At 52.7% G+C, this 13,441-nt stretch carries 10 protein-coding genes; 6 read left to right on the top strand and 4 right to left on the bottom strand.

Features of this window, described 5'->3' with window-relative positions:
* The first annotated feature begins 44 nt into the window (after positions 1–44).
* The 3 genes from dgt (at position 45) to GSQ70_RS06305 (ending at position 4,626) form a co-directional block, all read left to right on the top strand.
* A complete protein-coding gene (dgt, locus tag GSQ70_RS06315) occupies positions 45–1,559 on the top strand; it encodes a dGTPase (protein ID WP_158781758.1) in 1,515 nt (504 codons plus the stop codon).
* A gap of 148 nt (positions 1,560–1,707) precedes the next feature.
* A complete protein-coding gene (gene degP / locus GSQ70_RS06310) occupies positions 1,708–3,150 on the top strand; it encodes a serine endoprotease DegP (protein ID WP_158781757.1) in 1,443 nt (480 codons plus the stop codon).
* Between the two features lie 318 nt (positions 3,151–3,468).
* Positions 3,469–4,626: a CdaR family transcriptional regulator gene (locus GSQ70_RS06305; RefSeq protein ID WP_158781756.1), complete on the top strand. Its 1,158-nt coding sequence runs from the start codon at positions 3,469–3,471 to the stop codon at positions 4,624–4,626.
* A gap of 102 nt (positions 4,627–4,728) precedes the next feature.
* On the opposite strand, the gene GSQ70_RS06300 is transcribed toward GSQ70_RS06305, so the two are convergent.
* The 3 genes from GSQ70_RS06300 to glnD form a co-directional block, all read right to left on the bottom strand.
* Positions 4,729–5,121, bottom strand: a complete 393-nt coding sequence (locus GSQ70_RS06300) for a DUF3461 family protein (RefSeq protein ID WP_158781755.1) — start codon at positions 5,119–5,121, stop codon at positions 4,729–4,731.
* Between the two features lie 339 nt (positions 5,122–5,460).
* Positions 5,461–6,285, bottom strand: coding sequence for a 2,3,4,5-tetrahydropyridine-2,6-dicarboxylate N-succinyltransferase (gene dapD, locus GSQ70_RS06295; RefSeq protein WP_158781754.1), 825 nt, complete (start codon positions 6,283–6,285; stop codon positions 5,461–5,463).
* Between the two features lie 115 nt (positions 6,286–6,400).
* Entirely contained in the window at positions 6,401–9,046 is a 2,646-nt protein-coding gene (gene glnD, locus GSQ70_RS06290; RefSeq protein WP_158781753.1) for a bifunctional uridylyltransferase/uridylyl-removing protein GlnD, read from the bottom strand.
* Positions 9,047–9,367: 321 nt separating this feature from the next.
* Here glnD and GSQ70_RS06285 point away from each other — a divergent pair, with 321 nt between their 5' ends.
* Positions 9,368–10,450 carry a mechanosensitive ion channel family protein gene (locus tag GSQ70_RS06285; protein WP_158781752.1) on the top strand — a complete coding sequence of 361 codons (1,083 nt, stop codon included), beginning with the start codon at positions 9,368–9,370 and terminating at the stop codon, positions 10,448–10,450.
* A 76-nt stretch (positions 10,451–10,526) separates the two neighbouring features.
* Here the strand turns inward: GSQ70_RS06285 and map are convergent, their stop codons facing one another.
* Positions 10,527–11,321, bottom strand: coding sequence for a type I methionyl aminopeptidase (gene map / locus GSQ70_RS06280; protein WP_158781751.1), 795 nt, complete (start codon positions 11,319–11,321; stop codon positions 10,527–10,529).
* A gap of 330 nt (positions 11,322–11,651) precedes the next feature.
* On the opposite strand from map, the gene rpsB reads away from it, so the two are divergent.
* Both rpsB and tsf read left to right on the top strand, forming a co-directional pair.
* Complete coding sequence (gene rpsB / locus GSQ70_RS06275) at positions 11,652–12,377, top strand: 30S ribosomal protein S2 (protein ID WP_158781750.1); 726 nt, start codon at positions 11,652–11,654, stop codon at positions 12,375–12,377.
* Positions 12,378–12,575: 198 nt separating this feature from the next.
* Entirely contained in the window at positions 12,576–13,427 is an 852-nt protein-coding gene (gene tsf, locus GSQ70_RS06270) for a translation elongation factor Ts (RefSeq protein ID WP_158781749.1), read from the top strand.
* The last annotated feature ends 14 nt before the right edge of the window (positions 13,428–13,441 follow it).

The raw sequence follows: 13,441 nt of genomic DNA, 5'->3' as shown, positions 1-13,441 counted from the left end.
CGTCATTAAACTCACTGCACCAGTCAGTAATCCAGGGGACGACTATGTCAGCAATCGATTTCAGGACGAAATTCAGCTTTGAGAGACCTTTTAATAATCGCGAAGAGCCTGCGGGCGAATATCTCATCACTCGGCATTTTGAAAGCGATCGTGGCAGGATCATTAATTCTGCCGCCATCCGGCGTCTGCAGCAAAAAACGCAGGTCTTCCCGCTGGAGAGAAATGCTGCCGTCCGATCGCGCCTGACGCACTCCCTTGAGGTGCAGCAAACCGGCCGCTATATAGCCAAAGAAATTATTCAGAAGCTGAAAGAGCAGCCGGGCGGGCTGGCGCAATATGGCCTGGATGGTTTTACCGGCGCCTTTGAAAGCCTGGTGGAGATGTCCTGTCTGTTGCATGACGTGGGTAACCCGCCGTTTGGTCATTTTGGCGAAGCGGCAATTAATGACTGGTTTAAGGTAAATCTTCCTGGCATGTTGATAGAACCGGCAGAGGCGGGGGTGGAAAATAACCAGCAGAATGAAAAGTTTCTCGCGATGAATGCCAAACTTCGCCAGGATCTCTGCCATTTTGAAGGCAATGCTCAGGCTATACGCCTGGTTCATACTCTTCTGCAGCTCAATTTGTCTTATGTTCAGGTTGCCTGCATCCTGAAATACACTGCGCCTGCCTGGTTCCAGGGCGAAAAACCTCAGCAGTTTAAAACGCTGATGAAAAAGCCAGGCTATTATCTGTCGGAAGAGAAATACGTCTCAGAATTACTGCGGGCGACAGCAACTGAGCAATATCACCGTTTTCCTCTGACTTATATTATGGAAGCGGCCGATGATATTTCTTACTGTATTGCCGACCTGGACGATGCCGTGGAGAAGGCCATATTCAGCGTTGAACAGCTGCACGGTTATCTGAAAGACGAATGGGAGTTGCTGAAGAAGAAGAAAAAAGTCAATTCCGATGAGCTGTTTGTAAAGATAGTGGGCTTTGCTTACAGTGAGGCGCAAAACAAAGAGCGCTATCGCAGCCGCAGCGATACCTTTTTTATGAAGCTGCGGGTAAGGGTTCAGTCGGTATTGGTGGAGCACGCGGTTAAACGCTTTATTGATAACATTGAACCTATTTATCAGGGCAGTTTTAATCATTCGTTGCTGGAAGATGAAGGGGATGAAAGTCAGTTACTGACGCTTTTCAAAGCTGTGGCCAGAAAGCATGTATTTAATCACGCGGAGGTGGAACAGCTGGAATTGCAGGGATATCAGGTCATCAAAGGCCTGCTAAATATCTATCAGCCGTTGCTGTCCATGTCTTATACCGATTTTAACATCCTGATAAATGATGCTTTTCATAAAGATTACCCGATTGAGACACGTTTATTTCACAAACTTTCTGGTAAGCATCGTAAGGCTTATTCCGTTCATATGCGCAACCTGATAATTGAACATCGCTTTGAACGTTTGCTGTGGGAACGTTATTATCGTGCGCGCCTGCTGCAGGATTATGTCAGCGGCATGACGGATTTGTATGCGTGGGACGAGTATCGTCGGTTGATGGCGGTCGAATAATGCGGGTGGAGGAGTGAGTTTTGTAAAGGAAGAGAATAAATTTTTACCTTTAGCAGAAACTTCCTCATGAACTTAGCGTTAAAACTTGACTCTCAACATCACGACCACAGCAATGGTTGCATAATTGGACACTTAGAGAAACAGACGCATGAAAAAAACACTTTTAGCCAGCGCGTTGGTTCTGAGCCTGGGAATGGCGATGGGCCCGCTTACCGCCACCGCAGCAGAAACTGCTTCTTCCTCCAGCCAGCAGCTGCCAAGCCTGGCACCGATGTTAGAAAAAGTGATGCCTTCAGTTGTGAGTATCAATGTTGAAGGAAGCACAACAGTACGCACACCTCGTTTGCCTCAGCAGTTCCAGCAGTTCTTTGGTGATAATTCACCGTTCTGCCAGGATGGCTCACCTTTCCAGAGCTCGCCAATGTGTCAGGGCGGCGGTGGACAGGGTGGTCAGGGTCAGGGCGGCGCGGGTACCCAGCAGGAAAAATTCCGTGCGTTGGGATCGGGTGTGGTGATTGATGCCGCCAAAGGCTACGTCGTGACCAACAACCACGTGGTCGATAATGCCACCAAAATTCAGGTTCAGCTGAGTGATGGCCGCAAATATGACGCGAAAGTGATCGGTAAAGATCCGCGTTCGGACATTGCGCTGCTCCAGCTGAATGATGCAAAAAATCTGACCGCTATTAAAATTGCCGATTCAGACGATCTGCGCGTCGGTGATTACACCGTGGCGATCGGTAACCCTTACGGCCTTGGCGAAACGGTCACCTCCGGTATCGTATCAGCGCTGGGACGTAGTGGCCTGAACGTGGAAAACTACGAAAACTTTATCCAGACCGATGCGGCAATCAACCGGGGGAACTCGGGGGGTGCGCTGGTGAACCTGAACGGTGAACTGATCGGGATTAACACCGCGATCCTCGCGCCGGACGGTGGCAACATCGGTATCGGCTTCGCTATCCCAAGTAATATGGTCAAGAACCTGACTGCGCAGATGGTCGAATACGGCCAGGTGAAACGGGGCGAGCTGGGGATCATGGGGACCGAACTGAATTCCGAGCTGGCTAAAGCGATGAAAGTTGACGCCCAGCGCGGTGCCTTTGTCAGCCAGGTGCTGCCAAACTCTTCAGCAGCGAAAGCCGGTATCAAAGCGGGCGACGTGGTGACCTCGATCAACGGCAAGGCGATTTCCAGCTTCGCCGCACTGCGTGCGCAGGTGGGTTCACTGCCGGTGGGCACCAAAATGGCTCTGGGCCTGATCCGCGACGGTAAGCCAGTCACGGTGAACGTGGAGCTGCAGCAGAGTACCCAGACCAAAGTTGATTCCGGCACTATCTACACCGGTATTGAAGGGGCTGACCTGAGCAACTTCGACGTGAAAGGCGTGAAGGGCGTGAAGGTCGACAGCGTGAAAGCGGGTTCCGCAGCCGCTCGCATCGGGCTGAAGAAAGACGACGTGATCCTTGGCGTTAACCAGCAGGCCATCGCCAACCTGGGCGAACTGCGCAAGATCCTCGACACCAAACCTTCGGTGCTGGCGCTGAATATCCAGCGTGGTGACAGCTCCATTTACCTGCTGATGCAGTGATCGCACCAGGGCTGGCCTGCGGCCCAGCTGCCTGATGAAAGGGACCGGTCATTGTGGCCGGTTCCTTTTTTATTGTCAGGTGCTTTGATCTTGCTCTCCTGGTAAACAGCCACAGAGAACAGGACTCTTTTCTGTAACCGCCATCCCTGAGGGGCTGGTCGTTAAGGCCAGTACCTGCTGTTTTATGCCCCGACATCCCCCCGCTTTGTGAACCCTGCCGCAATTTTCACAGCCGGTATCACGCTTAGTGCAGTTGCACAATGTACCGGCACGGCCCTGCAGGTATGCTGGCTGAATAATGCTTTTCAGGAGTAGTGGATGGCCACTTATCATCTGGATGCCCGCCTGGCGCAGGAAATTGTTGCCCGCACGATGCAAATTATTGACAGCAATGTCAACGTGATGGACGCGCGCGGCCGTATTATCGGCAGCGGTGACCGTGAGCGTATTGGAGAAATGCACGAAGGGGCGCTTCTGGCTTTGTCACAGGCGCGCGTGGTGGATATTGATGAAGCCGTGGCAAAGCATCTTCACGGCGTACGCCCGGGCATCAACCTGCCGATGCGTATCGACGGCGAAATTGTCGGCGTCATTGGGCTGACCGGCGAACCCGAGTCGCTGCGGCACTATGGAGAGCTGGTCTGCATGACGGCCGAGATGATGCTGGAGCAGGCCCGACTGCTGCATATGCTGGCGCAGGACAGCCGTCTGCGCGAAGAGCTGGTACTGAACCTGATCCGCAGCGACACGCTTTCACCGGCTCTGATGGAGTGGGCGCAGCGTTTGCGCATCGATCTTAACCAGCCGCGCGTGGTGGCAGTGGTGGAGGTGGACAGCGGCCAACTGGGGGTGGACAGCGCGATGTCTGAGCTGCAACAGCTGCAGACGCTGCTGACCACGCCGGAGCGGGATAACCTGATTGCTATTGTGTCGCTGACCGAGATGGTGGTGCTGAAACCCGCTTTTAATGCCCATGGCCGTTTTGATGCAGAAGACCATCGCAAACGGGTGGAGCTGTTGCAGTCGCGGATGAAGGAGAGCGGTCATTTGCGTATGAGGATAGCGCTGGGCAACTTCTTCACCGGACCGGGAAGCATCGCCCGATCTTACCGGACGGCCCACACCACCATGGTAGTGGGCAAACAGCGTATGCCTGAGCAGCGTAGCTATTTTTATCAGGATCTGGTGCTACCGGTGCTGCTGGACAGCCTGCGCGGTGGCTGGCAGGCCAATGAGCTTTCCCGCCCGCTGGCAAAACTGAAGTCGATGGACAATAACGGTTTGCTGCGCCGCACGCTGATTTCATGGTTCAGCAATAACGTACAACCTTCGGCCACGGCGAAAGCGCTATATATTCACCGCAACACGCTGGAATACCGGCTTAACCGTATTTCGGAACTGACGGGGTTAAATCTGAGTAATTTCGATGACAGGCTGTTGTTATATGTTGCCCTGCAACTGGATGAACAGCCGTAATATACTCTGAGGACTTTGCAGATGGGGCCGCTGCACGAAAAAATCCCAGTCACTTACCTGAATAAGCTTCCGGGATGTTATCGCTCAGAGACTCAGAGAATATTAACGACCGCTGCGGGTCAGTTTTTCCAGATCGGATTCAATTTCGTTGATTTTATTAGAAACAACGTTTTCCAGATGACGCAGGTCTTCCAGAATTTTACGTTTCAGATCCACTTCCACCTGGTCGCGCTGGCAAATCTGGTCCAGTTCATCAATCACATAACGCAGATTAGGGCTGATTTCCTGAATTTCTTTGTAGCCCTGGCTGACATTATCGGCCACTACGGTTTTGCGCTGGCGTGGATATTTAAATTTCACGCTCTTGGCAAAAAACTCGCCTTTGTCTTTGCGGAAATAGATTTTCAGAATGTCGTTGCTGGCTTCCTGACGCAGGCTGTAACGGTCGATATCGTCAGGATTAGAGATGCCAAGGCCTTTCAAATTATCGTACATGAGTTTTTTTCCTAAGTGAGGTGAATGTCGTCCCGGCTGCGCATTGTGAATACTGCGTTGTGCAGTGCTCGCCATGCTCGCAGACTTTTAATCTGCGACCGGGGCTGCGCGCTTACGCCTTGTCTTCACTTAGCTCGTTCGTTCAGGACTGATGCGATAAATGTAGTCGCAAAAGTCACAGCACGGATAACGTCAGGGTTCATGGTCTGAATCAATGGCGCGGATTATCGCCTGGTTATTGCGCAATAGCACCAGTTATTTCGTGTCGCGAAACAGGTTTTTGACGTGACAGGTGTAAAGAAAAGATTACGGGCCACAGCGAGTGGCCCGGAAGGTGATTTAGTCGATGGTGCGCAGCAGTTCGTTGATGCCCACTTTACCGCGAGTTTTCGCGTCAACTTTCTTAACAATAACCGCACAGTACAGGCTGTAGCTACCGTCTTTAGATGGCAGGTTACCGGAAACCACCACGGAGCCCGCAGGCACGCGGCCGTAATGCACTTCGCCAGTTTCGCGATCGTAGATTTTGGTGCTCTGGCCGATATAAACGCCCATAGAAATCACCGCGCCTTCTTCCACGATCACGCCTTCCACGATTTCAGAACGTGCGCCGATAAAGCAGTTGTCTTCGATGATGGTCGGGTTAGCCTGCAACGGCTCCAGCACGCCACCGATGCCCACGCCGCCGGACAGGTGAACGTTTTTACCGATTTGAGCACAGGAGCCGACGGTAGCCCAGGTATCCACCATTGAGCCTTCATCAACGTATGCGCCGATGTTAACGTAGGAAGGCATCAGCACGGTGTTGCGTGCAATAAATGCGCCCTGACGTACAGCTGCTGGTGGAACAACGCGGAAGCCTTCTTTTTTGAAGCGGGCATCATCGTAGTCAGCGAATTTCATTGGCACTTTGTCGTAGAAACGACTTTCTGCACCATCAATCACCTGATTGTCATTGATGCGGAAGGAGAGCAGCACGGCTTTCTTCAGCCACTGATGGGTCACCCACTGGCCGTCGATCTTTTCCGCCACGCGCAGGGCGCCGCTGTCCAGAAGGCCGATCACCTGGCTTACGGCTTCGCGGGTCACTGTGTCGGCATTGGCTGGGGTGATCTCGGCGCGGCGCTCGAAGGCGCTTTCAATAACACTCTGTAATTGTTGCATTAAGTCTGATTTCCTGTGTCAAATCATGTCTCCGGGAGCGGTCGCTGTCCGCCTGCTCGTTGGCGCTGAACTGGCAGCCTGGCCCCTGGAAAGCGTGGTAAAAATTAAATCTGAGTCACACTTTATCGTTTGGATTAAGGGCGTCTGTCAACCGTTGTTGCAACACTTCACACAATTCCGGACTGAGTGCGCGTCGTTCGCTGTTGGCGAGGATAAATAAATCCTCCACCCGTTCGCCGATGGTACTGATGCGCGCACCGTGCAGCGACACGCCCAAATCGGCGAAAACTTCCCCAACCCGGGCCAGCAGCCCCGGCTGATCCAGAGCGATCAGTTCCATATACGTCCGGCGGTCCGTGTGGGTCGGCAGGAAAATTGCTTCCGTCTCGACGCTGAAATGCTTCAGGCGGGCGGACTGGCGGCGCGTGCGTGCAGGCTGCCAGCTGGTCTGGCCGATAGCCTGTTCCAGCGCCTGGCGGATCATCTCATGCCGGTCGGCCGCCAGCGGGCTGCCATCCGGTTCCAGCACGATAAAGGTATCCATTGCCATGCCGTCACGGCTGGTAAAAATTTGCGCATCGTGCACGCTGAGGTTGCGGCGATCCAGCTCTCCCGCCACGGTAGCGAACAGGTAAGGGCGGTCCGGGCTCCAGATAAAGATTTCCGTACCGCCGCGCGTGGCCTGCGGACTGACCAGCACCAGCGGTTTGGTCAGGTCGTGGTTCATCAGGTGGCGGGCATGCCAGGCCAGCTGGTTGGGCGTGTGGCGCAGGAAGTAATCCGCCCGACAGCGTCCCCAGATATTGTGCAGGGCCTGCTCGTCGATATTATCCATCCGCAGCAGCGCCAGCGCCTGCAACCGGTGATGACGGACCCGCTCGCGCAGATCCGGGCTGTTTTCCATGCCGCGACGAAGCTGCTTTTCGGTGGCGAAGAACAGCTCGCGCAGCAGGCTCTGCTTCCAGCTGTTCCACAAGTTTTCATTGGTGGCGCAAATATCCGCCACCGTCAGGCAGACCAGGTAACGCAGGCGGTTCTCATTCTGCATCACTTCAGCGAACTGCTGGATTTCCGTCGGATCCTGGATATCACGGCGCTGCGCGGTCACTGACATCAGCAGGTGGTGACGCACCAGCCAGGCAACCAGCTGCGTCTCGCGGGAGTTAAGTCCGTGCAGCTCGGCAAATTCCAGCGCATCCTGAGCACCCAGGATCGAGTGGTCGCCGCCGCGGCCTTTGGCGATATCATGGAACAGCGCCGCCATCAGCAGCAGCTCAAGCTGCGGCAGTCTTGGCCAGATCTCCACACATAAAGGATGTCGCGGGCGGGTCGCCTCGTTAGCGAAGCTTTCAAGTTTTTGCAGCACGCGGATAGTGTGTTCATCAACGGTATAGGCGTGGAACAGGTCGAATTGCATCTGCCCGACGATGTTGCCCCACTGCGGCATATAAGCCCACAGTACGCTGTGGCGATGCATCGGCACCAGCGCCCGGCTGACCGCACCCGGATGGCGCAGAATCGACAGGAACAGCTGGCGGGCCTCCGGAATGTTACACAGCGGCTGCTTCAGATGGCGGCGGGCATGGCGCAGCTGACGCAGCGTTGTTGAGTAGATGCCGGTAATGTTTGGCGTACGCACCATGGTGTAAAACATACGCATAATCGCTTCGGGCTGACGGGCGAACAGCGTTTCATCGATCAGGTCGATCAGCGGACCACGCAACTGGAATTCACTGTCGATAGCACGGGGCTTCTCATCTTCGCCCAGCGCCAGGATCGCCTCTTCAAAAAGCTGCAGCAGCATATGATTCAGCTCGCCGACCCGGCGAGTCACGCGGTAGAAGTCTTTCATCATCCGCTCGACCGGCTCGTTACCTTCGCCCTGATAGTTCAGGCGCTGCGCCACGCTGAGCTGGCGGTCAAACAACAGGCGGTTGTCGTAACGGGGCAGGGAAAGGTGCAGCGCGAAGCGGATTTTCCACAGGAAGTTCTGGCACTCGTTCAGCTCGTTGCGCTCGGCTCCGGTCAGGAAGCCAAAGCCCACCATTTCATCCAGCGAGGTGGCGCCAAAGTGGCGACGGGCAACCCACAGCAGCGTATGGATATCGCGCAGGCCGCCGGGGCTGCTTTTAATGTCCGGCTCCAGGTTATAGCTGGTGCCGTGATAACGTTTGTGACGCTCCTGCTGCTCTTCAATTTTGGCCGCGAAGAAGCGGTCAGACGGCCAGAAGCCGTCGCTGAAGATGTTTTTCTGCAGTTCGAGGAACAGTGCAACGTCCCCGGTCAGCATGCGGGACTCAATCAGGTTAGTGGCGACGGTCAGGTCAGACAGGCCTTCCAGCAGGCACTCTTCCAGCGTTCGTACGCTGTGGCCTACCTCCAGCTTCAGGTCCCACATCAGCGTCAGCAGCTCGCTGGTGCGCTGGGCATCTTCGGCGGAAAGTGGGGTGCGGCTGAGGATCAGTACATCAATATCGGAAAGAGGATGCAGTTCACCGCGGCCATAGCCCCCAACGGCAACCAGCGCAATATCTTCCTGCTCAGGGAAACCATAAAAACGCCACAAACGGCGCAGCAGACGGTCGATAAACAGCGTCCGGGCATCGATTAAGGTTTCCACCTCTTCGCCCGCATCAAAAGCGGCAGCCAGCTGATGCTGGAAATGCTCCAGATGTTGCTTCAGCGCTTCGCGTGTCAGTTCCGCGTCATTCCAGTGTGCAGGAGAGTCCGCCAGCCCGTAATTTTTCAGTGTCTTGGTCACGCCAGTGCTCCCGGAGTATCTCAGCTATTCGGAATATTTTGATAGTCCACAGGACAATAGCGCCAGAGGGTGGTAGAGATCAAAGAAAAACGGCAGTCTGCGATCCAGAGCTTTCTCCGGCCTTTATTGTTATTGCGATCTGTCCGGTGCCATGACCCTGGCCCAAATCCTGCTGGTGGATTGAGTAAGCCCAATCTCATCATAAATTTCAGTGAGTTGCATATATGCTACGCTTAAATTATTGGTTTCTTTACAGCGGTTACTTAATTTTTATTACCGATTTGACAACCCTGGGTTGTTGACTGGATATAAGGGAAAAGAATGCTAATGATATTCGGTGAGTTATCGGGTGCTCCAGTTTGGGTACCGGCAGTATTGCTCGTCATTCTCTCACTTGCACTGGGGTTCCTGGCTCGATTTATCCTTCTGAGGTTCATTCGTTACTGGCAAAATCGTGACAGAAAGCTTTTCAAATCACTAGAAAAACATCTTCGTGGATCGCTGTTTCTTTTTATGCCCCTACTGTTGATAAATGTAGGGGTTAATTATATTAACATTCAGCCAGACTCACTGGGCTTTATTACGGCAACCCTTAATGTATTCATTATATTATCATTTTGCTCGATTCTGATTCGTCTGGCTAATGTTGCACAGGATATGCTTTTCATTCGTTATGATATTAACCTATCGAATAATCTTCGCGCCCGTAAAATTCGCACTCAGATAATATATGTAAAAAAAGTCGCTATTGTACTTCTCGTGTCATTCTGCCTTACTCTGATACTTCTCAGTTTTCCCGGTTTTCGAAAATTCGGCACGACCATACTGGCTGGTGCTGGAGTGGCCGGAATAATTATTGGATTTGCCTTGCAGAAGTCGCTTGTGAACCTGTTTGCCGGCATTCAGATCGCTTTTACGCAACCGATAAAGATTGATGATGCTGTGGTCGTCGAAAATGAATGGGGCTGGATAGAGGAGATCAACCTGACTTATGTTGTTGTGCGTATCTGGGACCTGCGCCGCCTGGTTCTGCCCATCACCTACTTTACAGAAAATCCTTTTCAGAACTGGACTCGTAATAACGCACAGATATTAGGATCTGTTTTTCTTTACCTCGATTATTCCATGCCGTTAGCGCCTCTCCGTGCACATTTTGAAAAGGTCCTCAGTGAAACAAAACTCTGGGATCAACAGATTCAGGTGCTTCAGGTGACTGATACTACTGACAAAACCATGACGATCAGATTATTGATGACCGCACAGAATTCGCCAACGGCCTGGGATTTACGCTGCTACGTGCGGGAAAAAATGATTGAGTTCGTTCAGCAAAATTATCCTCAGAGCCTTCCTCACGTGAGGGCGACACTGACCGATTCGGAGTTTGACAGGCCGGGAGACAGGTAGTGAGTTGCTTTCCACATAAAAATAAACGGAGCCTGCCGGCTGTATGTCGGCAGGTACCCGTTTATTTGTAAGGAAGTTACATCTCGTGCGTCAGGATCGCCGGGATGGTGTCATCCTTACGCAGGGTCATAATTTCGCAACCGTTTTCAGTGACCACCAGAGTGTGTTCGTACTGAGCAGAAAGGCTGCGGTCTTTGGTCTTCACCGTCCAGCCGTCTTTCATGCTTCGGATGCGATAATCCCCGGCATTCACCATCGGTTCGATGGTGAATGCCATACCAGCCTGCAGCACCACGCCGCCGTCATCCGCATCGTAATGCAGCACCTGTGGCTCTTCGTGGAAGCCTTTACCGATACCGTGACCGCAATACTCACGCACCACAGAGAAGTCCTGTGCTTCCACATACTTCTGGATCTCGCGGCCGAGAGTGCGCAGGCGAATACCCGGCTTCACCATCCGCAGCGCGAGGTAGAGGCTTTCCTGAGTCACGCGGCACAGGCGCTCACCCTGAATGGTTGGCTTGCCGGCGATAAACATTTTGGAAGTATCGCCGTGATAGTCATCTTTAATCACGGTAACGTCCACGTTGACGATATCGCCATCTTTCAGAATTCTGTCATCGCTGGGAATACCGTGGCAGACCACTTCGTTAATGGAAATGCAGACAGATTTTGGAAAGCCGTGATAGCCGAGGCAGGCCGATACGGCTTTCTGGGTATTGACGATGTAATCGTGGCAGATGCGGTCCAGCTCGCCGGTGCTGACGCCCGGTTTCACATGCTCTTCGATCATTTCCAGCACTTCAGCGGCCAGCCGACCGGCGACGCGCATTTTCTCGATTTCTTCAGGGGTTTTAATTGTAATTGCCATTAATTTAGTCCGCAGTTGTCGATATTTTCGACAATAATAAGGGAAGTGCAGCAATGTTAGCAGCCCACCTTGCCGCTGCCAATTGCAGTTTGTGGAGGGAGGGGCTGAGCGAACAAATATTGGCTTCACGGGTGGCTTTGTGGTATAAAGCGCGCCGACGATTCTCTGTGGGCAGTTTTGCAGAGAAACGCATAAATCTCATTATGTGTAAATAACACACATGTATCGACACGTACTCCGGGGTGCCTTAAACGCTGCGTAAGCAGTTTGAGAGGTCGGTTGTATGGGATACATGGAGGCTTAACCCCAAATCATTCTATAGAGGTAATCATGGCAACTGTTTCCATGCGCGACATGCTCAAGGCCGGTGTACACTTCGGTCACCAGACCCGTTACTGGAACCCGAAAATGAAGCCATTCATCTTCGGCGCTCGTAACAAAGTTCACATCATCAACCTTGAAAAAACTGTACCAATGTTCAACGAAGCTCTGGCTGAATTGACCAAGATCTCTTCCCGTAAAGGTAAGATCCTGTTCGTTGGTACCAAGCGCGCTGCAAGCGAAGCGGTAAAAGAGCATGCTCTGAGCTGCGATCAGTTCTTCGTCAACCACCGCTGGTTGGGTGGCATGCTGACTAACTGGAAAACTGTGCGTCAGTCCATCAAACGTCTGAAAGATCTGGAAACTCAGTCTCAGGACGGTACCTTTGATAAACTGACCAAAAAAGAAGCTCTGATGCGTAATCGCGAGCTGGCCAAGCTGGAAAACAGCCTGGGCGGTATCAAAGACATGGGCGGCCTGCCGGACGCACTGTTTGTTGTTGACGCTGACCACGAACACATCGCTATCAAAGAGGCTAACAACCTGGGTATCCCAGTGTTCGCTATCGTTGATACCAACTCTGATCCAGACGGCGTTGACTACATTATCCCTGGTAATGACGATGCGATCCGTGCTGTGAGCCTGTACCTGACTGCAGTGGCTACCACTGTACGTGAAGGTCGCTCTCAGGACCTGGCTCAGCAGGCAGAAGAAAGTTTCGCTGAAGCTGAGTAATAAGGACTGCTCCCGAGAGAGCCCTTAGACATCAGATTAAAATCTGTAAGGGGCCTGATTGGCCCCTTTATTTTTTCAACTTTGCTTTGCCGCTTGCTTGTCACAGACGGCGGGGCAGAATATTTCTCCCGAGACCAGGCATGTGTCGCGCCGTCTGATGACGCCGCGGGCAGATGCGAGCTAACCGAGGATTAGAGAATGGCTGATATTACTGCTGCTCTGGTAAAAGAACTGCGCGAGCGCACTGGCGCTGGCATGATGGACTGTAAAAAAGCGCTGACCGAAGCCAATGGCGACATTGAGCTGGCAATCGAAAACATGCGTAAATCTGGTGCGATCAAAGCCGCCAAGAAAGCAGGCAACGTTGCTGCTGATGGCGTGATCAAAACCAAAATCGAAGGCAACTACGGTGTGATTCTGGAAGTGAACTGCCAGACTGACTTCGTTGCTAAAGACGGTGGTTTCCAGGCCTTCGCTGACAAAGTGCTGGATGCAGCGCTGGCTGGCAAAATTACTGACGTTGAAGTGCTGAAAGCTCAGTTCGAAGAAGAACGTGTTGCTCTGGTTGCTAAAATCGGTGAGAACATCAACATCCGTCGCGTGGCTTCCCTGGAAGGCGATGTGCTGGGTAGCTACCTGCACGGCGCGCGTATCGGCGTTCTGATCTCCGCTAAATCAGCGGACGAAGAGCTGGTTAAGCAGATCGCTATGCACGTTGCAGCAAGCAAGCCAGAATTCGTTAAGCCAGAAGACGTGTCTGCTGACGTGGTAGAGAAAGAGTACCAGGTTCAGCTGGACATCGCCATGCAGTCTGGCAAGCCTAAAGAAATCGCAGAGAAAATGGTTGAAGGCCGCATGAAGAAATTCACCGGCGAGGTTTCTCTGACTGGTCAGCCTTTCGTTATCGACCCAAGCAAAACTGTGGGCCAGGTTCTGAAAGAGAAAAATGCTGATGTTGTTAACTTTATCCGCTTCGAAGTGGGTGAAGGCATTCAGAAAGCTGAAACAGATTTCGCAGCAGAAGTTGCGGCGATGTCTAAACAGTCTTGATGGATTGAAAAGAA

Origin of the sequence: Pantoea sp. BAV 3049, assembly GCF_009765445.1 — a bacterium.
In the GTDB taxonomy this organism is placed as follows: domain Bacteria; phylum Pseudomonadota; class Gammaproteobacteria; order Enterobacterales; family Enterobacteriaceae; genus Erwinia.
Note: the sequence above shows the minus strand (reverse complement) of the source record. Positions and strands in the feature narration are given on the sequence as shown.

Bases quoted from the DNA above. Each gene is read 5' to 3' on its own strand.
- dgt (WP_158781758.1), top strand. From the start codon at position 45: ATGTCAGCAATCGATTTCAGGACGAAATTCAGCTTTGAGAGACCTTTT.
- tsf (WP_158781749.1), top strand. From the start codon at position 12,576: ATGGCTGATATTACTGCTGCTCTGGTAAAAGAACTGCGCGAGCGCACT.
- GSQ70_RS06305 (WP_158781756.1), top strand. From the start codon at position 3,469: ATGGCCACTTATCATCTGGATGCCCGCCTGGCGCAGGAAATTGTTGCC.
- map (WP_158781751.1), bottom strand. From the start codon at position 11,321: ATGGCAATTACAATTAAAACCCCTGAAGAAATCGAGAAAATGCGCGTC.
- degP (WP_158781757.1), top strand. From the start codon at position 1,708: ATGAAAAAAACACTTTTAGCCAGCGCGTTGGTTCTGAGCCTGGGAATG.
- GSQ70_RS06285 (WP_158781752.1), top strand. From the start codon at position 9,368: ATGCTAATGATATTCGGTGAGTTATCGGGTGCTCCAGTTTGGGTACCG.
- rpsB (WP_158781750.1), top strand. From the start codon at position 11,652: ATGGCAACTGTTTCCATGCGCGACATGCTCAAGGCCGGTGTACACTTC.
- dapD (WP_158781754.1), bottom strand. From the start codon at position 6,285: ATGCAACAATTACAGAGTGTTATTGAAAGCGCCTTCGAGCGCCGCGCC.
- GSQ70_RS06300 (WP_158781755.1), bottom strand. From the start codon at position 5,121: ATGTACGATAATTTGAAAGGCCTTGGCATCTCTAATCCTGACGATATC.